The 24,750-nt window shown below is 72.2% G+C and carries 25 protein-coding genes and 1 pseudogene; 23 read left to right on the forward strand and 3 right to left on the reverse strand.

Going from position 1 to position 24,750, the window contains the following annotated elements; translation table 11 throughout:
- The first annotated feature begins 4 nt into the window (after positions 1-4).
- Genes ASE20_RS05005 through ASE20_RS05055 form a run of 11 tightly spaced genes read left to right on the forward strand, consistent with a single transcriptional unit; the run spans position 5 to position 10,344 of the window.
- A complete protein-coding gene (locus ASE20_RS05005; protein ID WP_157538661.1) occupies positions 5-547 on the forward strand; it encodes a hypothetical protein in 543 nt (180 codons plus the stop codon).
- Positions 544-852, forward strand: coding sequence for a DUF6167 family protein (locus tag ASE20_RS05010; protein WP_082612165.1), 309 nt, complete (start codon positions 544-546; stop codon positions 850-852). Before ASE20_RS05005 ends, ASE20_RS05010 begins: the two co-directional genes overlap by 4 nt.
- Positions 849-3,545 carry an alanine--tRNA ligase gene (gene alaS / locus ASE20_RS05015; RefSeq protein WP_225869215.1) on the forward strand — a complete coding sequence of 899 codons (2,697 nt, stop codon included), beginning with the start codon at positions 849-851 and terminating at the stop codon, positions 3,543-3,545. The genes ASE20_RS05010 and alaS overlap by 4 nt, the downstream gene beginning before the upstream one ends.
- Entirely contained in the window at positions 3,542-4,003 is a 462-nt protein-coding gene (gene ruvX / locus ASE20_RS05020; protein ID WP_056893419.1) for a Holliday junction resolvase RuvX, read from the forward strand. The genes alaS and ruvX overlap by 4 nt, the downstream gene beginning before the upstream one ends.
- A gap of 18 nt (positions 4,004-4,021) precedes the next feature.
- Positions 4,022-5,557, forward strand: coding sequence for an endolytic transglycosylase MltG (mltG, locus tag ASE20_RS05025; protein WP_056893420.1), 1,536 nt, complete (start codon positions 4,022-4,024; stop codon positions 5,555-5,557).
- Complete coding sequence (locus ASE20_RS05030; RefSeq protein WP_056893421.1) at positions 5,544-6,365, forward strand: shikimate dehydrogenase; 822 nt, start codon at positions 5,544-5,546, stop codon at positions 6,363-6,365. Before mltG ends, ASE20_RS05030 begins: the two co-directional genes overlap by 14 nt.
- A 10-nt stretch (positions 6,366-6,375) precedes the next feature.
- Positions 6,376-7,101 (forward strand): prepilin peptidase, encoded by a 726-nt coding sequence (locus tag ASE20_RS05035; protein WP_056893422.1) that lies wholly within the window; start codon positions 6,376-6,378, stop codon positions 7,099-7,101.
- Between the two features lie 24 nt (positions 7,102-7,125).
- Positions 7,126-8,304, forward strand: coding sequence for a chorismate synthase (aroC, locus tag ASE20_RS05040; RefSeq protein ID WP_056893423.1), 1,179 nt, complete (start codon positions 7,126-7,128; stop codon positions 8,302-8,304).
- A complete protein-coding gene (locus ASE20_RS05045) occupies positions 8,301-8,813 on the forward strand; it encodes a shikimate kinase (protein ID WP_225869216.1) in 513 nt (170 codons plus the stop codon). The genes aroC and ASE20_RS05045 overlap by 4 nt, the downstream gene beginning before the upstream one ends.
- Complete coding sequence (gene aroB / locus ASE20_RS05050) at positions 8,810-9,904, forward strand: 3-dehydroquinate synthase (RefSeq protein WP_056893424.1); 1,095 nt, start codon at positions 8,810-8,812, stop codon at positions 9,902-9,904. The genes ASE20_RS05045 and aroB overlap by 4 nt, the downstream gene beginning before the upstream one ends.
- A 2-nt stretch (positions 9,905-9,906) precedes the next feature.
- Positions 9,907-10,344: a type II 3-dehydroquinate dehydratase gene (locus ASE20_RS05055; protein ID WP_056893425.1), complete on the forward strand. Its 438-nt coding sequence runs from the start codon at positions 9,907-9,909 to the stop codon at positions 10,342-10,344.
- On the opposite strand, the gene ASE20_RS24975 is transcribed toward ASE20_RS05055, so the two are convergent.
- From ASE20_RS24975 to ASE20_RS05070, 3 genes are all read right to left on the reverse strand, one after another.
- Complete coding sequence (locus ASE20_RS24975) at positions 10,328-10,996, reverse strand: RNA polymerase sigma factor (protein ID WP_082612168.1); 669 nt, start codon at positions 10,994-10,996, stop codon at positions 10,328-10,330. The genes ASE20_RS05055 and ASE20_RS24975 overlap by 17 nt on opposite strands.
- Positions 10,911-11,594: a hypothetical protein gene (locus ASE20_RS24980; RefSeq protein WP_056893427.1), complete on the reverse strand. Its 684-nt coding sequence runs from the start codon at positions 11,592-11,594 to the stop codon at positions 10,911-10,913. The genes ASE20_RS24975 and ASE20_RS24980 overlap by 86 nt, the downstream gene beginning before the upstream one ends.
- Before the next feature lie 67 nt (positions 11,595-11,661).
- Positions 11,662-12,201, reverse strand: coding sequence for a hypothetical protein (locus tag ASE20_RS05070; protein WP_056893428.1), 540 nt, complete (start codon positions 12,199-12,201; stop codon positions 11,662-11,664).
- A gap of 185 nt (positions 12,202-12,386) precedes the next feature.
- Here ASE20_RS05070 and efp point away from each other — a divergent pair, with 185 nt between their 5' ends.
- The 12 genes and pseudogenes from efp (at position 12,387) to carB (ending at position 24,749) form a co-directional block, all read left to right on the forward strand.
- The gene (gene efp / locus ASE20_RS05075; RefSeq protein WP_056893429.1) at positions 12,387-12,953 is read left to right on the forward strand and encodes an elongation factor P; all 567 of its coding nucleotides are present in this window, start codon (positions 12,387-12,389) and stop codon (positions 12,951-12,953) included.
- Positions 12,953-13,360, forward strand: a complete 408-nt coding sequence (gene nusB, locus ASE20_RS05080) for a transcription antitermination factor NusB (RefSeq protein ID WP_056893430.1) — start codon at positions 12,953-12,955, stop codon at positions 13,358-13,360. Before efp ends, nusB begins: the two co-directional genes overlap by 1 nt.
- Before the next feature lie 117 nt (positions 13,361-13,477).
- The gene (locus ASE20_RS05085; protein ID WP_056893431.1) at positions 13,478-14,866 is read left to right on the forward strand and encodes a dihydrolipoyl dehydrogenase family protein; all 1,389 of its coding nucleotides are present in this window, start codon (positions 13,478-13,480) and stop codon (positions 14,864-14,866) included.
- Between the two features lie 190 nt (positions 14,867-15,056).
- Positions 15,057-15,989 carry a MinD/ParA family protein gene (locus tag ASE20_RS05090; RefSeq protein ID WP_225869217.1) on the forward strand — a complete coding sequence of 311 codons (933 nt, stop codon included), beginning with the start codon at positions 15,057-15,059 and terminating at the stop codon, positions 15,987-15,989.
- Positions 15,990-16,235: 246 nt separating this feature from the next.
- Positions 16,236-16,781 (forward strand): phosphoribosyltransferase family protein, encoded by a 546-nt coding sequence (locus tag ASE20_RS05095; RefSeq protein ID WP_056893432.1) that lies wholly within the window; start codon positions 16,236-16,238, stop codon positions 16,779-16,781.
- A 35-nt stretch (positions 16,782-16,816) separates the two neighbouring features.
- Complete coding sequence (locus ASE20_RS05100) at positions 16,817-17,122, forward strand: hypothetical protein (RefSeq protein WP_157538664.1); 306 nt, start codon at positions 16,817-16,819, stop codon at positions 17,120-17,122.
- 135 nt (positions 17,123-17,257) lie between these two features.
- Positions 17,258-17,356 (forward strand): annotated as a pseudogene (locus ASE20_RS25990) (CsbD family protein); the annotation flags it as partial.
- Positions 17,357-17,556: 200 nt separating this feature from the next.
- Positions 17,557-18,108, forward strand: coding sequence for a bifunctional pyr operon transcriptional regulator/uracil phosphoribosyltransferase PyrR (gene pyrR, locus ASE20_RS05110; RefSeq protein ID WP_056893435.1), 552 nt, complete (start codon positions 17,557-17,559; stop codon positions 18,106-18,108).
- Positions 18,105-19,055 (forward strand): aspartate carbamoyltransferase catalytic subunit, encoded by a 951-nt coding sequence (locus tag ASE20_RS05115; RefSeq protein ID WP_056893436.1) that lies wholly within the window; start codon positions 18,105-18,107, stop codon positions 19,053-19,055. The genes pyrR and ASE20_RS05115 overlap by 4 nt, the downstream gene beginning before the upstream one ends.
- Complete coding sequence (locus ASE20_RS05120; protein ID WP_056893437.1) at positions 19,052-20,335, forward strand: dihydroorotase; 1,284 nt, start codon at positions 19,052-19,054, stop codon at positions 20,333-20,335. Before ASE20_RS05115 ends, ASE20_RS05120 begins: the two co-directional genes overlap by 4 nt.
- Positions 20,332-21,450 (forward strand): glutamine-hydrolyzing carbamoyl-phosphate synthase small subunit, encoded by a 1,119-nt coding sequence (gene carA / locus ASE20_RS05125; protein WP_056893438.1) that lies wholly within the window; start codon positions 20,332-20,334, stop codon positions 21,448-21,450. Before ASE20_RS05120 ends, carA begins: the two co-directional genes overlap by 4 nt.
- Positions 21,450-24,749 (forward strand): carbamoyl-phosphate synthase large subunit, encoded by a 3,300-nt coding sequence (carB, locus tag ASE20_RS05130; protein WP_056893439.1) that lies wholly within the window; start codon positions 21,450-21,452, stop codon positions 24,747-24,749. Before carA ends, carB begins: the two co-directional genes overlap by 1 nt.
- Position 24,750 lies beyond the last annotated feature (1 nt).

Genomic DNA, 24,750 nt, shown 5'->3' on the forward strand with positions numbered 1-24,750 from the left:
CGTCGTGACCAGCCTCGTCGTCGTACCCAACGCGCTGGCTGTGCTGACCCTCCTCGCCGTGGCGGCCCTGGCCGTCGGCACCGTCTGGCTCGAGCGCTCCCTGCGGGCGTCGCGACGCCACACCGAGGAGCTGCTCGCCGCCGCCGCCAGCGATGCCGACGTCCTGCGCGAGCAGCTGGCGGGCCTCGAGGTGCGGCTGCGCACCCAGGTGACGGCCGTCGAGACCCGCGACCGGGTGCCGGTCGCGGTCGTCGACGACCGGGAGTACCTCATCACCGACCTCGGCAAGGACCGTGGCCCCCAGGTCCCGGCGCGGATCGTGCCGGCCCCGCAGTTCGCCGACATCCTGCTGCGCGAGAGCGTCATCAAGGGCGCCGCGCTGGCGGCCGGCCTGCGGCGCGCGCTGTCGCCCGAGATCCGCAACCGGATCCGCTTCGAGATGAAGCGTGAGGTCAAGCGCTCGCGCAAGGAGCGCAAGCTGATGCTCAAGGCCGCTCGCCGCGACTGGGAGTCGCGCCAGCGGGCGGGCATCGAGGTGTCGTCGTGATCAGGACCGGCGTGGTGTTCAGCGCCGGCGTCGCGGCCGGCGTCTACGGCGTGGTGAAGGTCCGTCGTGTCGCCGAGGCGTTCACGCCCGACGGCATGCGCGACCGGATAGGTGCCGCGGTCCTCGGCGCGCGGATGTTCCGCGACGAGGTCGCCCAGGGCCAGGCCGACGCCGAAACCCATTTGCGGGAGCGCTACCGCGCTCTGGAGTCTGGAGCCCGGGCGGACCGCCGCCCGGAGCTCGACACCCGTACGGCCACGACGGCCCCGATGGCCGCCCTGAAGGACAAGGAAGAGGACAGATGACGGACCGGTACCTGAGCAGCGCGGAGATCCGCAACCGGTTCCTCGCCCACTTCGAGGGGCGCGGGCACACGGTCGTGCCCTCGGCATCCCTGCTGCTGGACGACCCCAACCTGCTCTTCGTCAACGCCGGCATGGTGCCCTTCAAGCCGTACTTCCTCGGCCAGGAGACGCCCCCGTTCTCGCGGGCGACCAGCGTGCAGAAGTGCGTGCGGACCCTCGACATCGAGGAGGTCGGCAAGACCACCCGCCACGGCACGTTCTTCCAGATGAACGGCAACTTCTCCTTCGGTGACTACTTCAAGGAGGGCGCGGTCCAGTACGCCTGGGAGCTGATCACCGGCGACCAGGCCTCGGGTGGCCTCGGCTTCGACCCCGAGAAGGTCTGGGTCACCGTCCTGCCGGAGGACGAGGAGGCGCGCGACGCGTGGAAGCGGATCGCGGGCCTTCCCGACGAGCGCATCCAGCCGCGCGGCCTCAAGGACAACTACTGGAACATGGGCGTGCCCGGTCCCGGTGGTCCCTGCAGCGAGATCTACATCGACCGTGGCGCCGAGTACGGCCCCGACGGCGGCCCCGAGGCCGACGAGGACCGGTTCCTGGAGATCTGGAACCTCGTCTTCATGCAGGAGGAGCTCTCCGCCGTCCGGGCGAAGGACGACTTCGACATCGCCGGCCCGCTGCCGAGCAAGAACATCGACACCGGCATGGGCCTCGAGCGGGTCGCCTACCTGCTCCAGGGCAAGCAGAACATGTACGAGATCGACACCGTCTTCCCGGTGATCGAGCGCGCGCAGGAGCTGTCCGGCAAGAAGTACGGCGCCGCCGGCTCCGATGGCCATGTCGACGACGTGCGCTTCCGCGTCGTCGCCGACCACGTCCGCAGCTCGCTGATGCTGATCGGCGACGGCGTGACCCCTGGCAACGAGGGCCGCGGCTACGTCCTGCGCCGCCTGCTGCGTCGCGCGGTGCGCAACATGCGCCTGCTCGGCTACCAGGACCCGTCCCTGCCCGAGCTGCTGCCCGTCTCGCGCGACCGGATGGGGGAGAGCTACCCCGACCTGGTCACCGGCTGGGACCGCATCGCCCAGGTCGCGTACGCCGAGGAGGAGGCGTTCCGCAAGACGCTCCAGGCCGGGACCCAGATCTTCGACCTTGCCGCGGGCGAGGTGAAGGACGCCGGCGCGAGCACGATCGCCGGTGAGAAGGCCTTCGCCCTCCACGACACCTACGGCTTCCCGATCGACCTCACCCTCGAGATGGCGGCCGAGGCCGGCCTGACCGTCGACGAGCCGGGCTTCCGCCAGCTGATGACCGAGCAGCGCGAGCGGGCCAAGGCCGACGCACGGGCGAAGAAGGGCCAGCACGCCGACACCGGTGTCTACCGCGGCATCCTCGACGCCAACGGCCCCACGGAGTGGCTGGCCTACGAGACGCTCGAGACCGAGTCCCGCCCGCTGGCACTGCTGCGCGAGGGCAAGGCCGTGAACGTGCTCGCCAACGGCGAGATCGGTGAGCTGGTGCTCGACCGCACGCCCTTCTACGCCGAGTCCGGTGGCCAGGTGGCCGACGCCGGCGTCATCGAGTACGAGGGCGGCTCGCTCGAGGTGCTCGACGTCCAGCGCCCGGTGCGCGGCCTCGTCGTCCACCAGGTTCGCGTCGTCGACGGCGAGCTGCCGGCCGACGCGGCGCTGCTGCACGCCAAGGTCGACCCGCAGTGGCGCATCGGCGCGCGCCAGGCCCACTCCGGCACGCACGTCATCCACGCCGCACTCCGCGAGGTGCTCGGCCCCACGGCGCTGCAGTCCGGCTCCTACAACCGGCCCGGCTACCTGCGTCTGGACTTCGGCTGGCTCAACGCGCTCAGCCCGGAGCAGGTCCACGACATCGAGCAGGTCGCCAACAACGCGCTGCGCGCCGACCTGCCCGTCGGCTGGCAGTACATGACGCTGGGCGAGGCCAAGGACTGGGGCGCGCTCGCGCTCTTCGGCGAGACCTACGACGACACCAAGGTCCGCGTCGTCGAGATCGGCGGCCCCTGGTCGCGCGAGCTCTGCGGTGGCACGCACGTCGACCACTCCAGCCAGATCGGCACCATCGTCGTCACCGGCGAGGCCAGCGTCGGGTCCGGCAACCGCCGGATCGAGGCGCTCACCGGCGTCGAGGGCTTCTCGTACCTCGCCCGTGAGCGCGACGTCGTCGGCCAGCTCTCGACCCTGCTCAAGACCCAGCCCGGCGACCTCGTCGGCCGGGTCGGAGACCTGGTCGAGCGGCTCAAGCAGACCGAGAAGGAGATCGAGAAGATCCGTCTCGCGCAGCTGCTCTCCGGCGGTGCGGCGCTCGCCGCGGGCGCGACTGACGTCAACGGCGTGCGCCTGGTCGCCCAGCGCCTCGACGGCGCCAGCGGGGGCGACGTGCGCACGCTCGCGACCGACGTCCGGGCCCGCCTGGCCGGCGACGCCCCGGCGGCCGTGGTGCTGATCGGCGCGGCCGACGGCAAGGCGGCCGTCGTCGCCGCGCTCAACGACGCGGCCCAGGCCCGCGGCCTCGCTGCCGGCGAGCTGGTCCGCGCCGCGGCGCCCTTCCTCGACGGCAAGGGCGGCGGCAAGGCCGACCTGGCACAGGGCGGCGGCACCGACGTCTCCCGCATCGACGAGGCGCTCGCCGCCGTGACCGCGGCGGTGGCGCAGGCTTGAGAAGGGGCGTCCGGCTCGGCGTCGACCCGGGGGACGCCCGGATCGGCGTCGCCCGGTGCGACCCGTCCGGGGTCCTGGCCACCCCCGTCGAGACGGTACGACGGGGCAAGGGCGACCTGCGCCGGATCCACCAGCTCGCGACGGCCGAGGAGGCCGTCGAGATCGTCGTCGGCCTGCCCCGCTCGCTGTCCGGCTCCGAGGGGCCGGCCGCCGTGAAGACCCGCGCGTTCGCGGATCGGCTCGCGCGCCGGGTCGCGCCCGTCCCCGTACGGCTCGTCGACGAGCGGCTGACCACGGTTACCGCGACCGCGATGCTGCGCGACCAGCGCAAGGGCGCCAAGCAGCGTGCCGTCGTCGACCAGGTCGCCGCGGTCGTGATCCTGCAGCAGGCACTCGACTCCGAGCGGGCGACCGGAACGGCGCCCGGTGAGCTGGTCGTCCCCACCGCTGAGGACTGACTCGTTAGCATGCCGCCCATGCCTTCGGTCCACGTCGCCCTGCGCGACCTCGTCACCGAGCACGGTGAACGCGTCCTCGCTGACGGCCACGAGCTCGTCGCCGCCCTCGAGCAGGTCCCCGCCGAGGTGGCGACGACCGAGCAGCGCCAGGCACTCGTGGACGCGGTCCACCTCGGTGCCTTCGAGCGCATGATCGAGCTGTTGCAGGGCGGTGCTGAGTCCCAGGCAGCCCTCGAGACGGCCGCCGACGAGCTCGTCCAGCAGCGCGGCGGCGACGTCGCCACCGCCGAGTGGGCGCTCGCCTCGCTGGCCTACTCGGTCGACCTGACCCGCGACGACGAGGTCCCGGCCTGGACGCCGGCGTCCCCGGTGACTCCGCGGCCCGCCCTGGCGAAGGAGGAGCCGGCGCCCGCACAGGAGCCGGAGCCCGTGCACGAGGAGGTGCACGAGGACGCCCCGCTGCCCCTCTCCGCCGACCCGGTACGACGACCGCGCCGCCGCTCCGGCTGTCTCCCGATCCTGCTGGTCATCCTGCTGTTCGCCGCGATCGTGGGCTGGTTCGCCCGCGGGGCGGTCTCGGACGTCAAGGACCTCTTCGCCGGCGCCGACGACTACCCGGGCCCCGGCTCGGGCAAGGTGACCGTCGTCATCGATCCCGGCCAGAGCATCTCGTCGATGGGTGACGAGCTCGAGGAGCTCGACGTCGTCGCCTCGGCCGACGCCTTCGTGGACGCCGCGGGCAGCAACCCGGCGGCGCAGGGGATCCAGGCCGCGACGTACACGATGATGCTCAAGATGAAGGCCTCCGACGCCGTGGCCTACCTCGCGAACCCGGCCAACGCCGGCGCCGGCGACACGGTGACCGTGCCGGAGGGTGCGCGGGTGCGCGACATCGTCGCGACGATCGTCGACAAGACCGACTTCACGAAGAGGCAGCTGACCCGGCTGCTCGCGAACCCGGCCAGCATCGGGCTCCCCGCGGAGGCGGGTGGCAACCCCGAGGGCTACCTGTACCCCGCGACGTACGAGATCACCAAGAGCACCACCCCGAAGAGCCTGCTCAGCCAGATGGTCGCGAAGACCGCCGCGGCCGAGAAGGACCTCGGCATCGCGGCGGCCGCGCGCAAGCTCGGCCTCACCCCGCACGAGGTGATCACGGTCGCGAGCATCCTCGAGTACGAGGCGAACCGCGGGCCGGACTACCCGAAGGTCGCCCGGGTGATCTACAACCGCCTCGACGACGGCATGCGCCTGCAGCTCGACTCGACGGTGTCCTACGTCAGCAAGCGCAAGGGCGACGTCTGGACGACCGCTGAGGAGCGCGCCAGCGACTCGCTCTACAACACCTACCAGCACGAGGGCCTGCCGCCGGGGCCGATCGGGTCGCCCGGCCAGGAGACCATCGAGGCGGCCCTGCACCCGGCGAACGGTCCGTGGCTCTACTTCGTGCCCGACTACGAGAACAGCACGACCGTGTTCTCGACGACCCTCGCCGAGCACAACGTGGCGGTCGACCGGCTGAGGGAGTACTGCAGGACCCATGACGAGTGCTGACGCCCCGCGCTTCGGCGTGGTGGGCGACCCGATCGCGCACTCGCTGTCGCCCGTCCTCCACCGGGCCGGGTACGACGCCCTCGGCATCGACGCGCGCTACGACGCCGTGCAGGTGCCGGCCGGCGGGCTCGCGGCCCACGTCGCCGCACTGGGCCCGGAGTGGGGCGGGCTGTCGGTCACCGCACCGCTGAAGCGCGAGGCGCTCGCCCTCGCGACCACGGTCACCGCGCGGGCCACGCTGGCCGGGGGAGCGAACACCCTGGTCCGCACCGCCGACGGCTGGGCTGCCGACAACACCGACCTTCCGGGCGCGGTCGCCGCGATCCGGGAGCGCTACGACGGCCCCGCCAGCGTCGCGACCATCGTGGGTGCCGGTGCCACCGCCGCGTCGACCGGACTGGCACTCGCCGACCTCGGCGTGCGCACGATCCGCCTGCTGGCCCGGGACCCGTCGCGCGCGGAGGAGACGGCGGCCGCGCTGGCAGCCGATCCGCGGCTGGCGATCGACGTCCTGCCGCTCGACGGCGCCGGGATCGTGGGCGAGATCGTGGTCTCGACGATCCCGGTCGCCGCGCAGGACGACGCGCTGGTCGCCGCCACCTGCGGTGCCGCGGTCGTCTTCGAGGTGGTCTACGACCCCTGGCCCTCCCCGCTGGCGGCCGCCGCCGTCGAGCGCGGGCAGGCGCTGGTCTCCGGGCTCGACCTGCTGGTCCACCAGGCCGTCCTCCAGTTCGCGATGTTCACTGGTCACAACGGGCCACTCGACAGCATGCGCGCGGCGGGCGAGCAGGCGCTCGCGAGTCGCTAGCGTCATGGCCATGGACGTGCTCCCCGCCCTCGTCGGCGCCGCCGTCGGGCTGGTCGGCGGCTTCGCCGTGCCGCGGCTGGTCGCGTGGTGCCCCGAACCCGAGCACGACCCGACCGAGAACCCGGACGACTTCCCGGACCACGTGCCCTTCGCCGAGCTCGCCGCCCGCCCCGGGCTGGCATGGCGCTCCGCCGCGGCGTGTGCCGTCGCCGGCGCGCTCGTCGGACTGGTGACCGGGTGGGGCTGGAGCCTGCTCTGGCTGCTGCCCCTGATCCCCGTGCTCTGCGCGCTGACCGTCATCGACTTCGTCACCTGGTACCTGCCCTCGCGGCTGATCCGGCCGTCGTGGGCCGCCGTCGCCGGGCTGTTGGCGGCCGTCGCCGTCGTGGAGCGCGAGCCGGGCTGGGTCCTCGCCGGCGTCATCGGGTTCCTCGCCCTCGGCGGCTACTACGGACTGATGCGCCTGCTGATGCCGCGCGGCATGGCAGGCGGCGACGTCCGGCTCGGTGCACTGCTCGGCCTCGCCCTCGGCCCGCTCGGGCTGGGCGCCCTGCTGGTCTCGGTGCTGGCCGCGTCGCTGCTGTCGGTGGTGGCGTACCTGCCGATGCTGGTGCGCGGCCGGGCGATCAAGGCCACCGATGCGCGCGGGCCGCTGCAGCACCGGGTGCCGTACGGTCCGTTCCTGGTGCTGGGAGCGCTCGTCGCCGTCGTCGTGGGACAGGTCCTGAGCACCTGAGTTGCCCGTGGGACAATCGTGCCCATGTTGCGCTGGCTGACTGCGGGGGAGTCCCACGGCCCCTCCCTGGTCGCGATCCTCGAGGGCCTGCCGGCTCACGTCGAGGTCACGACCGATGACATCTCCGACTCGCTCGCCCGTCGCCGTCTCGGCTACGGCCGCGGAGCACGGATGAAGTTCGAGGCCGACGAGGTCACCGTCACCGGCGGCGTCCGGCACGGTCGCACCCAGGGCGGCCCGGTCGCGATCCAGGTCGGCAACACGGAGTGGCCCAAGTGGGAGACCGTGATGGCGGCCGACCCGGTCGAGCCCGAGCTGCTGGAGAAGCAGGCCCGCAACGCCCCGCTCACCCGTCCGCGTCCCGGTCACGCCGACCTGGCCGGCATGCAGAAGTACGACTTCGAGGACGCCCGCCCGATCCTGGAGCGCGCCTCCGCCCGGGAGACCGCGGCCCGGGTCGCGCTCGGCCGGGTGGCGAGCAACTTCCTCGAGCAGGCGACCGGCGCCCGGATCGTCAGCCACGTGCTGGAGATCGGCGGCGTCCGTACGCCGTCCCGCGACGTCCCGTTGCCCGACGACGTGACCCGCCTCGACGAGGACCCGGTCCGCTGCCTCGACCCGGACGGTTCGAAGCAGATGATCGAGCGCATCGACCAGGCCCACAAGGACGGCGACACCCTCGGCGGGGTCGTCGAGGTCGTCGTCCACGGCCTCCCGCCGGGCCTCGGCTCGCACGTGCACTGGGACCGTCGCCTCGACGCGCGCCTCGCCGGCGCGCTGATGGGCATCCAGGCGATCAAGGGCGTCGAGGTCGGTGACGGCTTCGAGCTCGCCGCGACGCCCGGCTCGCTGGCCCACGACGAGATCGTCCCCACCGACGAGGGCTTGCGCCGTGTCTCGGGTCGCTCCGGCGGCACCGAGGGCGGCATGACGACCGGTGAGGTGCTGCGCGTGCGGGCGGCCATGAAGCCGATCGCGACCGTCCCGCGGGCGCTGCGCACCGTCGACCTCGCCACCGGCGAGGAGGCCGTCGCCCACCACCAGCGCTCCGACGTGTGTGCCGTCCCCGCGGCCGGCATCGTCGCCGAGGCGATGGTCGCGCTGGTCCTGGCCGACGCCGTGCTGGAGAAGTTCGGCGGCGACTCGGTCGGCGAGACCCGTCGCAACGTGCAGACCTACCTCGACAACCTCCGCTACCGGTGACCGCTCCCCGCGCGGTGCTGATCGGCACCATGGGTGCCGGCAAGACGACCGTCGGGCGGCTGGTGGCCGAGGCGCTCGGGGTCCCCTTCGCCGACACCGACGCGGTCATCGAGCAGAGGGCCGGCAAGAGCGTCCAGGACATGTTCGTCGAGGACGGCGAGCCGGCCTTCCGTGCGCTGGAGCGCGCGGTCGTCGCCGAGCACCTCGCCGGCCACGACGGAGTGCTCTCGCTCGGTGGTGGCGCGGTGCTCGACCCGCAGACCCGCGAGCTGCTGGCCGCGCACCGGGTCGTCTTCCTGCGCGTCGGCCTCGCCGAGGCGGTCAAGCGGGTCGGCCTCGGCGTCGGGCGACCGCTGCTGCTCGGCAACATCCGCTCCCGTGTGAAGCTGCTGCTCGACGAGCGCACGCCGATCTACGAGGGCCTCGCCCAGCTCGTCGTCGAGACCGACGAGCGCAGCCCGCGTGCCGTCGCCGACGACATCGTCACCGCCCTGGAGGAGTCCCCGTGAGCACCCCGTCCGTCCTCCGCGTGGCCACCGCGTCGCCGTACGACGTCGTGGTGGGCCACGGCGTCCTGGACCGCCTGCGCGGGCTGCTGCCCGCCGGGGTCCAGCGGGTCGCGATCATCTGCCCCGAGTCGCTGGAGGACCTGCTCGACCCGTTCGCGGACCTGCTCGACGGCCTCGACGTCGTCGTGCTCCAGGTGCCCGACGGCGAGGAGGCGAAGAACTGGGAGGTCGCCGCCGCGTGCTGGGAGGCGCTCGGCGAGGACGGCTTCACCCGCTCCGACGCGGTGGTCACCCTCGGCGGCGGCGCGACCACGGACCTCGGCGGCTTCGTTGCCGCGACCTGGCTGCGCGGCGTCGCCGTCGTCCACGTGCCGACCACGCTGCTGGCGATGGTCGATGCGGCCGTGGGCGGCAAGACCGGCATCAACACGCCCGCCGGCAAGAACCTCGTCGGCTCCTTCCACGAGCCCGCCGGCGTGCTGTGCGACCTGGCCCTGCTCGCGACACTGCCCCGCGCGGAGCTCGTCGCGGGCCTCGGTGAGGTCGTCAAGTGCGGCTTCATCGCCGACCCGCGGATCCTCGAGCTGGTCGAGTCCACCGAGCCGGAGGCGCTGACGGCGGACTCACCCGTGCTGCGGGAGTTGGTCGAGCGCTCGGTCGCGGTCAAGGCCGCGGTCGTCGCCGGTGACCTCAAGGAGCGCGGCGGCGTCGACGGCCACCCCGGCCGCGAGGCGCTGAACTACGGGCACACGCTCGCCCACGCCATCGAGAAGGCCACCGACTACTCCATCCGGCACGGCGAGGCCGTCGCGATCGGCTGCGTGTACGTCGCCGAGCTCGCCGCCCGCGCCGGCGGCCTCGCGCCCGAGCTGGTCGCCCGGCACCGGGCGGTGCTCGAGCGGGTCGGCCTGCCGACGTCGTGGAGCGGCGCCGACTTCGACACCCTGCTCGCCACGATGCGGGTGGACAAGAAGTCGCGGGGCAACCAGCTCCGGTTCGTCGTGCTGGAGGACCTGGCGAAGCCGGTCGTGCTCGCCGGACCCTCCGAGGACGACCTGCGGGCGGCCTACGCCGCTCTGCAAGGATCCTGACCATGGGCAAGCAGGAGGTCTACGTCCTCAACGGACCGAACCTGAGGCGGCTGGGCCGGCGGCAGCCGGAGATCTACGGTCACACCACGCACTCCGACCTCGCCGAGCTGCTCAGCGGCTGGGGCACGGACTACGGCCTCGACGTGCGTTTCCAGCAGACCAACCACGAGGGCGAGATGCTCGACTGGCTCAACGACGCGGCCGACCTGTCGTGGCCCGTGGTGCTCAACGCCGGCGCGTGGACGCATTACTCCTACGCCCTCTACGACGCCTGCGCGCAGCTCACCGCGCCCCTGGTCGAGGTGCACATCAGTGCGCCGTCGAAGCGGCCCGAGGAGTTCCGGCACACCTCGGTGGTCACCCCGCACGCGGCGAAGGTGATCGAGGGCGAGGGCATCGACGGCTACCGCCAGGCCCTGGAGTTCATCGCGGCGCAGTGAGCCCGGGCGCCGGCAGCGTGCGGCGCAGCCGGGTCAGCCCGCGGTGGCGTGCCACCCGGACGGCGGTCGCGCTGATGCCCAGCGCCACGGCGGTCTGCTGGTTGCTCAGGCCCGCGACCTCGGTGCAGGTCAGCACCTCCCGCTCGCGCTCGGGGAGCTCGGCCAGCACCCGTCGGGCCCAGTCCGCCCCGGTCACGTGCTCGGCAGTCCCGGGCGCGGCGAGGTGGCGTCGCAAGGGCACCACGTTCCCCAGGTCGGCCGGCTCGACCGGGGAGGTCGCGCGGCGCGACGTACGACGGCGGGCGGCGCGGGCGTTGTTGCGGGCGATGCCGAACAACCAGCCCGCGAAGGCGTCGCGGTCGCCCTCGAAGTCCGCGATCGAGCGCGCGGCCACCAGCCACGTCTCGGCGACCAGGTCGTCCGGAGCCGCCAGCACGTCACCCGAGGGACGCGCACGGAGCCAGACCAACAAGCGGCCGGTCAGGCTCTCGTACAGTTCGCGCCAGGCGTCAGGGTCCCCGTCCCGAGCCCGCGCAATGAGCTCGTCCTCCACCCGCGGCGCCGTCTCAGGCCCCCGCCGGGGCGGCCGCGTCGGTGCCGTCCGTGCTGCCGCTGGTGCCGCCACTGCCGCTGTCGCGGCCGCTGTCCCCACCGTGGTGCCCGCTGTCGTCGGTCGTCTCCGGGGTGTCCGGGGTGTCGCTCGCCTGGTCCCTGCCCCCGCCGCCGTCCGAGTCACTGCCCGAGTCACTGCCCGAGCCGCTGTCCGTGCTGTCGTCGGAGCCGTGGTGACCGCTGTCGTCGGTGGCCTCGTCGCCCGCGCGGCCGCCGTGGTCATCGCCGGTCGAGCCCTGGGCCTCGCCGGCGTCGTCGGTGCGGCCCACCGAACCCGGGGCCGGATCGTCGGCGACGGGCGCGCTGGAGGTGTCCTCCGGGCCGCGGGAGCCGTCGGGGTCGTCACGGGGCGTCGTGGCGTCGGTGCTGGACGCGTCGTCGCTCGGGGTGATCGACGTCGAGGGGAGCGGCTCCGGCTCGTCGTCGCGGCCCAGCCCGGTCAGCGCCACGGCGCCACCCGCGACCACCGCGACCGCGGCGGCCGCGGCGACGGCGGCCATCCAGCCCCGCGGGGCGACAGCCGGCGCCGTACCGGACCCGGGGACGGAGGCGCGCGCCTCCAGGGCCAGCTGCGCGACGAAAGCCGGGTCGGCCGGCGTCTCCGGGATCGGCAGGCTGAGGTCAGGGGTGCGGTCCATGCTCATCGTTCTCGTCAGGGGGAGTGATCGCCCGGGACCCATTGTCGCGGGTCCCGGGCGTCGGGGGTCAGTCGTCGGATCCGCCGTGACCTGAGCCGTCGTGGCCCGAGTCGTCGGTCGGCTCGTCCGTCGGGTCGTCCGTCGGGTCGTCCGAGCCGTCGTGGCCCGAGCCGTCGTGACCGGAGTCGTCGTCGACCTCGGGAGCCTCGGACTCACCGCCGTGGTGCTCTCCGTCGTCCTCGCCCTGGTCGTCGGCGTCGTCCTCGGCGTGGTCACGGCCGCGGTGGTCGCCCTGGTCGTCGGGGCCCTCGTTCTCGGCCTGGCCCTGGTCGTCGGCGTCGTCGGTCTCCGGGGCGTCCGTCTCGGGGTCGTCGGTCTCGGGGTCGTCGGTCTCGGGCGCGTCCGTCTCGTCGGTCTCCTCGGCCTCCGGGGCCTCGGTCTCGTCGGTCTCGTCGGCCTCCGGGGTGTCGCTCGTGGAGTCGTCGACCACGCTCGGCCCGTGGTCGTCGGAGTCGTTCGCCGCGCCCACGGCGTACGCGCCTCCGAGCGTGGCGAGCACGATGGCGAAGGCGGCGGCCGCGGTGCGGTACGGGGTGAGCTTGCGCATGGTGTCCTCCCTCGTGGCGACCCGTTGTCGCCGTACACCGGGTTCATGCCGCCGGGCGCGACAGGTGTTACGCGGGTGACGAAGATTTCTCCGCCGTTGACGAGCGTCGATAGGATCGGGGGCTGTGCCACGCCGTGACGGCCGTGGCCCCACCCATTGACATCTGCATCGAAGAAGGCTGACGCATGGCTACGACGAACGACCTCAAGAACGGCATGGTCCTCAAGCTGGAGAACCAGCTCTGGCAGGTGGTCGAGTTCCAGCACGTGAAGCCCGGCAAGGGCCCGGCCTTCGTCCGCACCAAGCTCAAGCACGTCGAGTCGGGCAAGAACGTCGACAAGACCTTCAACGCCGGCACCAAGGTCGAGACCGCCACGGTCGACCGCCGCTCGTTCCAGTACCTCTACAACGACGGCACCAACTTCGTCTTCATGGACGTCCAGGACTACGACCAGATCGAGGTCGCCCCGGAGATCGTCGGCTCGGCCGCCGGCTTCCTCCTGGAGAACCAGGACGTCGTCATCGCCACCAACGAGGGCCGCGTGCTCTTCATCGAGATGCCGGCCTCGGTCGAGCTGCTCGTCTCCTACACCGAGCCGGGCGTCGTCGGCGACTCCGCCACCGGCCGTACCAAGCCCGCCACCCTCGAGACCGGTGCCGAGATCCAGGTCCCGCTCTTCATCGAGCAGGGCGAGAAGATCAAGGTCGACACCCGCGACGGTGGTTCCTACCTGAGCCGTGTGAAGGGCTGATGGGAGCCCGGACCAAGGCCCGCAAGCGCGCCCTCGACGTCCTCTACGCCGCCGACATGCGCGGTGAGACGGGCGTCGAGGCCCTCGCCCGCGTCATCGCCGAGGGTGAGCCGCCGAGCAACCCCTACACGCGCACCCTCGTCGAGGGCGTGACGGAGCGGCGCGAGCGGATCGACGAGGTCCTCTCCGAGTTCTCCACCGGCTGGAGCCTGGCCCGCATGCCCGCCGTCGACCGCAACGTCCTGCGGATCGGCGTCTGGGAGATGCTCTGGGTCGACGACGTCCCCGACACGGTCGCGGTGACCGAGGCGATGGCGCTCGTCCAGGAGCTCTCCACCGATGAGTCGCCGGCGTTCGTCAACGGCGTGCTCGGCGCGATCCAACGGAGCAAGTCGACGCTGGTCTGAGTTGTTGCGGTTTGGGACCAAACCGCAACAATTCCGGCTCCCGGGATGCGGTTCCTGCCCAAGCGGTGGACCTGCGGACGCTGGTGGGGGCTTGGTGCATGTGCCAGTCTGGCCGTCATGCCGCAGCCTGCAGAGGTCGACGTCGTCGTCATCGGACTCGGACCGGGCGGTGAGCACGTCGCCGCCTCCCTGGCCCGCGCCGGACTGAGCGTGGTCGGGGTCGACCGGCGCCTGGTCGGCGGTGAGTGCCCCTACTTCGGGTGCATCCCGTCGAAGATGATGATCCGGGCCGCCGACGCGCTGGCCGAGGCCCGTCGCGTCGGTGCGCTTGCCGGCTCGGCCGACGTCTCGCCCGACTGGACCGCCGTCGCCGACCGGATCCGCGACGAGGCCACCGACGACTGGGACGACGCCGTCGCCGTCGAGCGGCTGGAGAAGGCCGGCGCCCGGTTCGTGCGCGGCGAGGGCCGCCTCGACGGACCCGGCCGCGTGGTCGTCGAGACCGCCGACGGACCCGTCGAGCTGACGGCCCGTCGCGGCGTCGTCCTCAACACCGGCACCGAGCCCGCGGTGCCGCCCATCGACGGGCTCGCCGGCACGCCGTACTGGACCAACCGCGACGCCGTGCGTCTGCGGGAGCTCCCCTCGAGCCTCGTGGTGCTCGGCGGCGGGGCGATCGGTTGCGAGCTCGCCCAGGCCTTCTCGCGCTTCGGCGTGGAGGTCACCGTCGTCGAGGCCGGGGAGCGGATCCTCGGCCCGGAGGAGCCGGAGGCGAGCGCGGTCGTCGCGGCCGCGCTCGAGGCCGAGGGCATCACCGTCCGGGCCGGCGTCGGCGTCACCGCCGTGTCCCACGAGGGTGCCTTCAGCATCGGTCTCGCCGACGGGACCTCCCTCGGCGCCCAGACGCTGCTGGTGGCGGCGGGGCGTCGTACGAACCTGGCGGGCATCGGGCTCGACACCGTGGGCGCCGACCCGTCGGCGCGCACGATCGAGGTCGACGAGCGGATGCGCGTGGCGGGCGTCGACGGTCTCTGGGCGATCGGTGACATCACCGGCAAGGGCGCCTTCACGCACATGTCGATGTACCAGGCCGATGTCGCGATCCGGGACCTCACCGGCGAGGCCGGTCCGTGGGCCGACTACCGCGCCGTCTCCCGCGCGACCTTCACCGACCCCGAGGTCGGCTCGGTCGGCATGACCGAGAAGCAGGCGCGCGACGCCGGGCTCCGTGTCGGCGTCGGCACCACGAAGCTCCAGGAGTCGAGCCGCGGCTGGTTGCACAAGGTCGGCAACGAGGGCGTGATCAAGGTCGTCGTCGACCTCGACCGCGACGTGCTCGTCGGCGCCACCGCCGTCGGACCGTCGGGCGGCGAGATCATCGGCATGCTGGTGACCGCCGTGCACGCCGAGGTCCCGCTGGCGACCCTGCGCGGCATGCACTTCGCGTACCCGACCTTCCACCGCGCCGTCGAGACCGCCCTGGGAGCAGTGACCGAGGTGTCCTGACAGATCGGGGTAGTTTTGGCCGCGGCCACTACCTATCTCGGAGGTACCCGTGAGTCACCCCTCGCCCGACCCCCTGACCGACCCGATCCCGCCAGCGGGGGAGCACACGCTCCTTCGCCCGGCGCCCCCGGGACCTCCGCCGGCGGCGCCTCCGCCGCCGTACCAGGCCCCGGTCGAGCCGCGTCGTTTCATGACCGCCACGGACTTCCTGGACCGGCGCCACGCCGAGCGCGAGCCCGGGCCGGCGACGTGGGGCTGGCAGGGCCGCGTACGACGCTGGTCCGGTGGCCTGGTCAAGCCCGCGATGAGCGCCAAGGAGCGGGCCTGGGAGGCCGACCGGGCGCAGGTGCAGAAGGAGTTCGACGGCCCCCGCACCATCGCCTTCGTGAACCCGAAGGGCGGCGCCGCCAAGACGACCGGCGTGCTCGCGGCGGGCTACACCTTCGGCACCGTCCGCGGCGGCGGCGTGATCGGTTGGGACAACAACGAGACCCGGGGCACCCTCGGCATCCGCGGTGCCCGCAGCCAGCACCGCAACACCACCCGCGAGCTGCTCGAGGACGTCGAGCGCTTCCGTCACGCCGACCAGTCCCGGATCGGCGACCTCGGCGCCTTCGTCCGCTCCCAGGGCGACGCGCACTTCGACGTCCTCGCCTCCGACGAGCGGCCCGACGTGACCGGCGTGATCCACGCGAAGGACTTCGCCGAGGTCCACTCGCTCCTCGAGCGCTTCTACCGGCTGATCCTGGTCGACACCGGCAACAACCTGCGGGCCGAGAACTGGCTCGCCGCCGCCGAGGCCGCGGACCTCCTGGTCGTCACCAGCACGGTCCGCGAGGACACCGGCTACAGCGGTCTCTGGATGCTCGATGCGCTCCAGGATGCCGGCTACGACAACCTGAAGTACAAGACCGTCACCGTCCTCTCCGACCCCAGCCCCAAGGTCGACGAGGCCCTCGCCCGCGACCTCGTGCAGGTCTACGAGCAGCGCACCCGCGGCGTCTACCGCGTCCCCTACGACCCCGCCCTCGTCTCCGGCTCGGTCGTCCCGTACGCCGAGCTGTCCGCCGCCACGCGACGCTCGTGGTTGCGCGCCTGCGCGGGGATGGCGGCGGCGTTGTGACCGGCGTACGGCGGGCGGTCCTCGGGCTGCGGGTCCGGCTCGCGCGGGTGATGGGGGCGCTGGCGGGCGCGCGCGCCTGACGGTTGGGTCACTGCGGTCCGAGCGTGTCGTCGAGCCTCTGGTGTCTGAAGTCCTCGCCGGAGAGATCAGTCCGCTTGCCCACCGGCCGACGGTACGACGAACCGGGGCACGGGACACGCGGTTATCCGATGGAGCTGACGAGCCGGGTTGCCCGGGCTGCGGCTGGTGTCCGCCGTCCAGCACCACCTCCGCGCGCGCTTTCGCTGGATCGGCGACAAGTACGACGACGGTGGGCGTGCCGACCTGACGGGCTGGTGGCGCGATCCGGTCGTGCTGAGCCTCCTCGGCCCCGCGCTCGCAGGTGTCGTGCCGTCGGCAGCGGAGGCGACGGTCGTGCTGGCGCCCCAGTCGCGTGGCACGCTGCTGGGCTCACTCGTCGCTGCCCACCTCGGGGTCGGGCTCGTCGAGCTCCGGAAGGAGCCGGGGACCGCGGCGGACAGCGACGCGTGGCGGACCCGCACGACGCCCCCGGACTACCGCGACCGCCAGCTCGTGATGGGCTTTCGCAGGGCGCTGGTCCGCTCTGGTGACCGGGTCCTGTTCGTGGACGACTGGATCGCAACGGGTGGGCAAGCGCTCACTGCGAAGGCACTCGTCGACGACACGGGCGCTACCTGGCTCGGCGCGTCCGTGATCGTCGACGGGCTCGAGACGCCGTCGTACCGACGCCCCCTGGGGTTGCGTGGCCTCCTGCACCTCCGCGACCTCTGACGGGTGGAGTCGTGCCGCGCGGGCACCAGACCTCCATGAACGTCTGCCTCGTGTGGCTCGGTGATCCGTCGGCAGCGCGGCACGTCCTCGGGGAGCCCGGGCCGTGGCGCGAGGTGCGCGAGGCAGGGCCCGGGCTCCTCCTGGTCGAGACGTACGAGACCGTCTCGCGGGTCTACCACGAGGTGAAGTGGATGCTGCCGGACGCCTGCCCGCTCCTGGTCGCCCCGGTGGGGTGGCGGCCGAAGGCGCGCGGGCTGGCGGCCGGCACGGTGTCGTGGCTGAGGAACAGGTTGGCCCTCCCGGACAGGACTCGCCCGGATCGGACGGAGGAGGCGGGGTAGTGCAGGTGTACGGCCGAGCGGGCCAGCCGAGGTCCGCCGCGCGAAACTGAAGGGAGTCCCGACATGGGTCTCGACGACAAGATCAGCAACGCCGCCGAGGAGAAGACGGGCCAGGCCAAGGAAGCACTCGGCAAGGCCACGGACAACGAGGACCTCGAGGCGGAGGGCAAGGGCGACCAGCTCAAGGGCAACCTCAAGCAGGCGGCCGAGAAGGTGAAGGACGCCTTCAAGTGATCGTCTGATCGCCGTACGACGCGAAGGGGCTCCGGGGACACGGGGCCCCTTCGTCCTGTCCGGCGCGACTGCCCGCGCCGTGGTCCGCGGCACACCGGACCCGGTTCGGCCGGAGGGCTGGTCGCCCGGTAGGGTGGAGCCCGATCAGACATCCTTTAAGGAGCCGTCCCGTGAGGCGGAGAAGGAGGTCAGGCACGCTGATGCCTACCCACGCGCAGAGCCCCGCCGAAGGGCGCGTCGTCCTCGACGCCGGCGACATCAGCCGGGCTCTTGTCCGCATTTCCCACGAGATCCTCGAGCGCAACAAGGGCGCCGAGGATCTCCTGCTTCTCGGCCTCCACACGCGCGGTGTCCCGCTGGCGCGCCGGCTGGCCGACAACATCGCGAAGGTCGAGGGTACGACGCCGCCGACCGGGTCGCTCGACGTGACGATGTACCGCGACGACCTGCGCTCGCACCCCACGCGCGCCCCGCACCGCACCGAGCTTCCCGCCGGGGGCATCGACGGCAAGACCGTCGTGCTGGTCGACGACGTGCTCTACTCCGGCCGCACCATCCGGGCCGCGCTCGACGCGCTGTCGGACCTGGGCCGGCCGGCCGTCGTACGGCTGGCGGTGCTGGTGGACCGCGGGCACCGCGAGCTGCCCATCCGTGCCGACCACGTCGGCAAGAACCTGCCCACCGCGCGCAGCGAGCGCGTCAGCCTGCGCCTGAGCGAGATCGACGGGGAGGACGAGGTGACGATCCGGTGAACCGGCACCTGCTGAGCATCGACGACCTGGAGGTCGCCGACATCCACCGCATCTTCGCCACCGCGGCGGAGATGCACGACGTCCAGAAGCGTGAGGTGAAGAAGCTGCCGGCCCTGCGCGGTCGGACGGTCATCAACCTCTTCTTCGAGGACTCCACCCGCACCCGGTCGAGCTTCGAGATCGCCGGCAAGTGGCTCTCCGCCGACGTCATCAACCTCTCGGCCAAGGGCAGCAGCGCGAGCAAGGGCGAGTCCCTGCGCGACACCGCGCTCACCGTGACCGCGATGGGCATCGACGGCCTGGTCGTGCGCCACTCGGCGAGCGGCGCGGCCGAGCAGATCAGCCGCTGGGTCGACGTTCCGGTCATCAACGCCGGCGACGGCACCCACGAGCACCCCACGCAGGCGCTGCTCGACGGCTACGCCCTGACCCGCAAGCTCGGCACGCTCGAGGGCAAGCACGTCGCGATCGTCGGCGACGTCACCCACAGCCGGGTGTTCCGCAGCAACGTCAAGAGCCTGGTCAAGCTCGGCGCGAGCGTCACGGTCGTGGCGCCGCCGACGCTGATGCCGTCAGGTGTGGGGGACTGGTCGAAGGCGGCGGGCTTCGCGACGTCCTACGACCTCGACGCGGTCCTGCCCGATGTCGACGCGGTGATGATGCTGCGCGTCCAGCGCGAGCGGATGAGCGGCGGCTTCTTCCCGACGGCGCGGGAGTACACCGTCGGCTACGGCCTCACCCGCAACCGGCTGGACCTGCTGAAGCCGGGTACGCCGATCCTGCACCCCGGTCCGATGAACCGCGGGCTCGAGATCTCCCCGGACGCCGCCGACGCCGCCGACAGCCTGGTCCTCGACCAGGTCTCGAGCGGCGTGGCCGTCCGGATGTCCGTGCTCTACCACCTGCTCGCCGGCGAGCCTGAGTCGATGGGAGGGGAGTCTGCATGACCACCCTGATCAAGGGCGCCACCCTGCCCGACGGTACGACGGCCGACGTCCTCGTCGCCGACGGCACCATCGCCGAGGTCGGCACCGTCACCACGAAGGCTGACGACACGATCGACGCCGACGGCCTGCGCCTGCTGCCGGGCCTCGTCGACCTGCACACCCACCTGCGCGAGCCGGGCCGTGAGGACGCGGAGACCGTCCTCACCGGCTCCCGCGCCGCGGCGGTCGGCGGCTACACCGCCGTCCTGGCCATGGCCAACACCAACCCCGTCACCGACACGGCCGAGGCGGCGGAGCGGGTCCTCGACCTGGGCCGTCAGGCCGGCCTGGTCGACGTCCAGCCGGTCGGTGCCGTCACCAAGGGCCTCGCGGGCGCGGAGCTCGCGGAGCTCGGCCTGATGGCCCGCAGCCGCGCGAAGGTCCGGGTCTTCTCCGACGACGGCAAGTGCGTCCACGACGCGCGCGTCATGCGGCGCGCGCTGGAGTACGTCAAGGCGTTCGGCGGCGTGGTCAGCCAGCACAGCCAGGACCCGGCGCTCGCCGGTCCGACCGCGTGCTGCCACGAGGGCGAGCTGTCCGGCCGACTCGGTCTGCCCGGCTGGCCCGGCATCGCCGAGGAGGTCATCGTCGCCCGCGACGTGATGCTCGCCCGCCACACCGGCAGCCGGGTCCACGTCGCGCACGTCTCGACCGCCGGCAGCGTCGAGGTGGTCCGCTGGGCCAAGGCCCAGGGCATCGACGTGACCGCCGAGGTCACGCCGCACCACCTGCTGCTGACCACCGACCTGCTCAGCGGCTACGACCCGACATTCAAGGTCAACCCGCCGCTGCGCCCGGCCGAGGACGTCGAGGCGCTGCGCGCCGCACTCGCCGACGGCACGATCGACGCGGTCGCCACCGACCACGCCCCCCACGCCCGCCACGACAAGGAGCACGCCTTCGTCGACGCGGCGTTCGGCATGCTCGGCCTCGAGACCGCTCTCTCGGTCGTCACCACGGTGATGGTCGAGGGCGGCCTGCTCGACTGGGCAGGCGTCGCCCGCGTGATGAGCGCGAACCCGGCCCACATCGCAGGGCTCGACGGACACGGCCGGCCGATCGCGGTCGGCGAGCCCGCCAACCTGACCCTGGTCGACCCTGCCGCGCAGGTGGTCGTCGACCGCGCCGCCAGCGTCTCGCTGAGCCGCAACAATCCCTGGCACGACCGCAAGCTCACCGGACGGGTGGTCGCCACGCTGCTGCGCGGCACGCCCACGGTGCTGGAAGGAGCTCTCGTATGACCACCCCCGCCCTGCTCGTCCTCGAGGACGGGCGCACCTTCCACGGCGAGGCCTACGGCGCCGAGGGCGAGACCTTCGGCGAGGCCGTCTTCAACACCGGCATGACCGGCTACCAGGAGACGCTCACCGACCCGTCGTACCACCGCCAGGTCGTGGTGATGACGGCCCCGCACGTCGGCAACACGGGCATGAACGACGAGGACCCGGAGTCGAAGCGCATCTGGGTCGCCGGGTACGTCGTCCGCGACCCCGCCCGCGTGCCCAGCAACTGGCGCTCGCAGCGCTCCCTCGACGACGAGCTGAAGGCGCAGGGCGTCGTCGGGATCTCCGGCATCGACACCCGCGCGCTGACTCGTCACCTGCGCGAGAGCGGCGCCATGCGCGTGGGCATCTCCACGGTCGAGACCGACCCGGCGAAGCTCCTCGAGAAGGTCAAGGCGTCGGCCGAGATGACCGGCGCCAACCTCTCGGAGGCCGTCTCCACCAACGAGGCCTACGTCGTCCCGGCGCAGGGCGAGAAGCGGTTCACCGTCGCCGCCCTCGACCTCGGCATCAAGGACATGACGCCCTACCGGATGAGCGAGCGCGGCATCGAGGTCCACGTGCTGCCCGCCACCGCGAGCATCGACGACGTCCTCGCGGTCGGCCCCGACGGCCTGTTCTTCTCCAACGGCCCGGGCGACCCGGCCGCGACCACCGGCCAGGTGGAGCTGCTCCAGCAGGCCCTGCAGCAGGACCTGCCGTACTTCGGCATCTGCTTCGGCAACCAGCTCTTCGGCCGCGCGCTCGGCTTCGGCACCTACAAGCTGAAGTACGGCCACCGCGGCATCAACCAGCCGGTGATGGACCTGACGACCCGCAAGGTCGAGGTCACCGCGCACAACCACGGCTTCGCCGTGGACGCGCCGGTCGGCGAGCCCACCGCGACGCCGTACGGCGTCGCGACGGTCAGCCACGTCTGCCTGAACGACGACGTCGTCGAGGGCCTCGAGCTCCGCGACGCCGGCGGGAAGCTGAAGAGCTTCTCCGTCCAGTACCACCCCGAGGCCGCCGCCGGTCCCCACGACGCGGCCTACCTGTTCGACCGGTTCGTAGAGCTCCTGGAAGGCAACTGATGCCGAAGCGTGAAGACATCAAGTCGGTCCTGGTCATCGGCTCCGGGCCGATCGTCATCGGCCAGGCCTGCGAGTTCGACTACTCCGGCACCCAGGCGTGCCGGGTGCTCAAGGAGGAGGGCCTGCGGGTCATCCTGATCAACTCGAACCCGGCCACGATCATGACCGACCCGGAGTTCGCCGACGCGACGTACGTCGAGCCGATCACCCCGGAGTTCGTCGAGAAGGTCATCGCCAAGGAGCGCCCCGACGCAATCCTGCCGACCCTCGGTGGCCAGACCGCCCTCAACGCGGCCATCGCGGCCCACGAGAGCGGCGTGCTCGAGAAGTACGGCGTCGAGATGATCGGCGCCAGCTTCGAGGCGATCCACCGCGGCGAGAACCGTGAGCTGTTCAACGCGATCGTGCACAAGGTCGGCGGCGAGGTCGCCCGCAGCTTCGTGTGCCACTCGATGGACGACGTCGAGAAGGCCGCCGGCGAGCTGGGCTTCCCGATCGTCGTCCGGCCGTCGTTCACGATGGGCGGCCTCGGCTCCGGCATCGCCTACGACGAGGCCGACATGCACCGCATCGCCGGTGCCGGCCTGTCCGCCAGCCCGACCACCGAGGTGCTGATCGAGGAGTCGATCATCGGGTGGAAGGAGTACGAGCTGGAGGTGATGCGCGACAAGGCCGACAACGTCGTCATCATCTGCTCGATCGAGAACTTCGACCCGATGGGTGTGCACACCGGTGACTCGATCACCGTCGCCCCGGCGATGACGCTGACCGACCGCGAGTACCAGCACCTGCGCGACCTCGCCATCGGCATCATCCGCGAGGTCGGCGTCGACACCGGCGGCTGCAACATCCAGTACGCCGTCAACCCCGCCGACGGCCGGGTGATCGTCATCGAGATGAACCCGCGGGTCTCGCGCTCCTCCGCGCTGGCCTCCAAGGCGACCGGCTTCCCGATCGCCAAGATCGCCGCGAAGGTCGCGGTCGGCTACACCCTCGACGAGATCCCCAACGACATCACGCAGGAGACCCCGGCCTCCTTCGAGCCGAGCCTCGACTACGTCGTGGTGAAGGTGCCGCGGTTCGCGTTCGAGAAGTTCCCGACCGCCGACACCACCCTGACCACGCACATGAAGTCGGTCGGCGAGGCGATGTCGATCGGCCGCAACTTCACCGAGGCGTTCAACAAGGCGCTCCGCTCCCTGGAGAACAAGGCCGCGCCCTTCCACTGGACCGGCGAGCCCGGCGACAAGGACGCACTGCTCGAGGCGATCAAGGTCCCGCACGACGGTCGCGTCCAGAAGCTGATGCAGGCGATCCGCGCCGGTGCGACCCAGGAGGAGGTCCACGACGCCACGAAGATCGACCCGTGGTTCGTCGACCAGATGTTCCTCATCGACGAGGTGGCCCAGAAGGTCGCCGCCTCCGAGTCGCTCGACGCCGGTGCGCTGCGCCTGGCCAAGCGCCATGGCTTCTCCGACGCGCAGATCGCCGGGATCCGCGGGCTGCAGGAGTCCGAGGTCCGGATCGCGCGCCAGACGCTCGGCGTCCGGCCGGTCTACAAGACGGTCGACACCTGCGCCGCCGAGTTCGCCGCGGCGACGCCGTACTACTACTCGTCCTACGACGAGGAGACCGAGGTCCTCCCGCGCGCCGAGGGCAAGGAGGCCGTGATCATCCTCGGCTCCGGCCCGAACCGCATCGGCCAGGGCATCGAGTTCGACTACTCGTGCGTGCACGCATCGCTCGCGCTGGCCGAGGCCGGCTACGAGACGATCATGGTCAACTGCAACCCGGAGACGGTCTCGACCGACTACGACACCTCGGACCGGCTCTACTTCGAGCCACTGACCCTCGAGGACGTCCTCGAGATCTACGAGGCGGAGAAGGCGGCCGGCCCGATCGCCGGCGTCATCGCCACGCTCGGCGGCCAGACGCCGCTGGGCCTCGCACAGGGCCTGCAGGACGCCGGCGTCCCGATCGCCGGCACCAGCCCCGAGGCGATCGACCTCGCCGAGGAGCGCGGCGCCTTCGGTCGCGTCCTCGCCGCCGCCGGCCTGGTGGCGCCGAAGCACGGCACGGCCGTGTCCTACGAGGACGCGCAGAAGATCGCGCACGAGATCGGCTACCCGGTGCTGGTGCGCCCGTCGTACGTCCTCGGTGGCCGTGGCATGCAGATCGTCTACAGCGACGCGGCGCTCGAGGCCTACATCGAGGCCGCGACCGAGATCAGCCCGGACCGCCCGGTGTTGGTCGACCGGTTCGTCGACGACGCGGTCGAGATCGACGTGGACGCGCTCTACGACGGCACCGACCTCTTCCTCGGCGGCGTCATGGAGCACATCGAGGAGGCCGGCATCCACTCCGGCGACTCGTCCTGCGCCCTGCCGCCGATCACGCTCGGCGACGCCGAGATCACCCGGATCCGCGAGGCCACCACGGCGATCGCGAAGGGTGTCGGCGTCCGCGGCCTGATCAACATCCAGTTCGCGCTCGGCGCCGACGTGCTCTACGTCATCGAGGCCAACCCGCGCGCCTCCCGCACGGTGCCCTTCGTCTCCAAGGCGACCGGCACCCAGCTGGCCAAGGCCGCCGCCCGCGTCATGCTGGGTGAGACCATCGCCGACCTGCGCGCGTCCGGTGCGCTGCCGGCCGAGGGCGACGGCGGCACGCTGCCGGCCGACTCCCCGATCGCGGTCAAGGAGGCGGTGCTGCCCTTCAACCGGTTCCGCACCAAGGAGGGCAACTTCGTCGACACGGTCCTCGGGCCGGAGATGAAGTCGACCGGCGAGGTGATGGGCTTCGATGCCGATTTCGGCACGGCGTTCAGCAAGTCCCAGGCCGCGGCCTACGGCTCGCTGCCGACCGAGGGCAAGGTGTTCATCTCGATCGCCAACCGCGACAAGCGCACGATGATCTTCCCGGCCCGGGTCCTCGCGGACTACGGCTTCGAGATCCTCGCGACGCAGGGGACGGCCGAGGTGCTGCGCCGCAACGGCATCCAGGCGACCGTCGTCCGCAAGCACTTCGAGGGCAAGGGCCCGAACGGCGAGCCGACCGTCGTCGACATGATCCTCGGCGGCGAGATCGACCTGATCGTCAACACCCCGCACGGCTCCACCGGCGGCGGCGACTCGCGCATCGACGGCTACGAGATCCGCTCCTCCGCCGTGCTCACGGGCACGCCGTGCATCACCACGGTGCAGGGCCTGGCCGCGGCGGTGCAGGGGATCGCGGCGATCCGCGCCGGCTCGATCGGCGTGAAGTCCCTGCAGGAGTGGCACGGGCGCGTCGGTGATTGAG

It is taken from the genome of Nocardioides sp. Root240 (assembly GCF_001428825.1).
GTDB lineage: Bacteria > Actinomycetota > Actinomycetes > Propionibacteriales > Nocardioidaceae > Nocardioides.

Coding starts and splice junctions, on each gene's coding strand:
- alaS (WP_225869215.1), top strand. CDS start 849: ATGACGGACCGGTACCTGAGCAGCGCGGAGATCCGCAACCGGTTCCTC.
- mltG (WP_056893420.1), top strand. CDS start 4,022: ATGCCTTCGGTCCACGTCGCCCTGCGCGACCTCGTCACCGAGCACGGT.
- ASE20_RS05030 (WP_056893421.1), top strand. CDS start 5,544: ATGACGAGTGCTGACGCCCCGCGCTTCGGCGTGGTGGGCGACCCGATC.
- ASE20_RS05035 (WP_056893422.1), top strand. CDS start 6,376: ATGGACGTGCTCCCCGCCCTCGTCGGCGCCGCCGTCGGGCTGGTCGGC.
- aroC (WP_056893423.1), top strand. CDS start 7,126: ATGTTGCGCTGGCTGACTGCGGGGGAGTCCCACGGCCCCTCCCTGGTC.
- ASE20_RS05055 (WP_056893425.1), top strand. CDS start 9,907: ATGGGCAAGCAGGAGGTCTACGTCCTCAACGGACCGAACCTGAGGCGG.
- ASE20_RS24980 (WP_056893427.1), bottom strand. CDS start 11,594: ATGGACCGCACCCCTGACCTCAGCCTGCCGATCCCGGAGACGCCGGCC.
- ASE20_RS05070 (WP_056893428.1), bottom strand. CDS start 12,201: ATGCGCAAGCTCACCCCGTACCGCACCGCGGCCGCCGCCTTCGCCATC.
- efp (WP_056893429.1), top strand. CDS start 12,387: ATGGCTACGACGAACGACCTCAAGAACGGCATGGTCCTCAAGCTGGAG.
- nusB (WP_056893430.1), top strand. CDS start 12,953: ATGGGAGCCCGGACCAAGGCCCGCAAGCGCGCCCTCGACGTCCTCTAC.
- ASE20_RS05085 (WP_056893431.1), top strand. CDS start 13,478: ATGCCGCAGCCTGCAGAGGTCGACGTCGTCGTCATCGGACTCGGACCG.
- ASE20_RS05090 (WP_225869217.1), top strand. CDS start 15,057: ATGACCGCCACGGACTTCCTGGACCGGCGCCACGCCGAGCGCGAGCCC.
- ASE20_RS05100 (WP_157538664.1), top strand. CDS start 16,817: ATGAACGTCTGCCTCGTGTGGCTCGGTGATCCGTCGGCAGCGCGGCAC.
- pyrR (WP_056893435.1), top strand. CDS start 17,557: ATGCCTACCCACGCGCAGAGCCCCGCCGAAGGGCGCGTCGTCCTCGAC.
- ASE20_RS05120 (WP_056893437.1), top strand. CDS start 19,052: ATGACCACCCTGATCAAGGGCGCCACCCTGCCCGACGGTACGACGGCC.
- carA (WP_056893438.1), top strand. CDS start 20,332: ATGACCACCCCCGCCCTGCTCGTCCTCGAGGACGGGCGCACCTTCCAC.
- carB (WP_056893439.1), top strand. CDS start 21,450: ATGCCGAAGCGTGAAGACATCAAGTCGGTCCTGGTCATCGGCTCCGGG.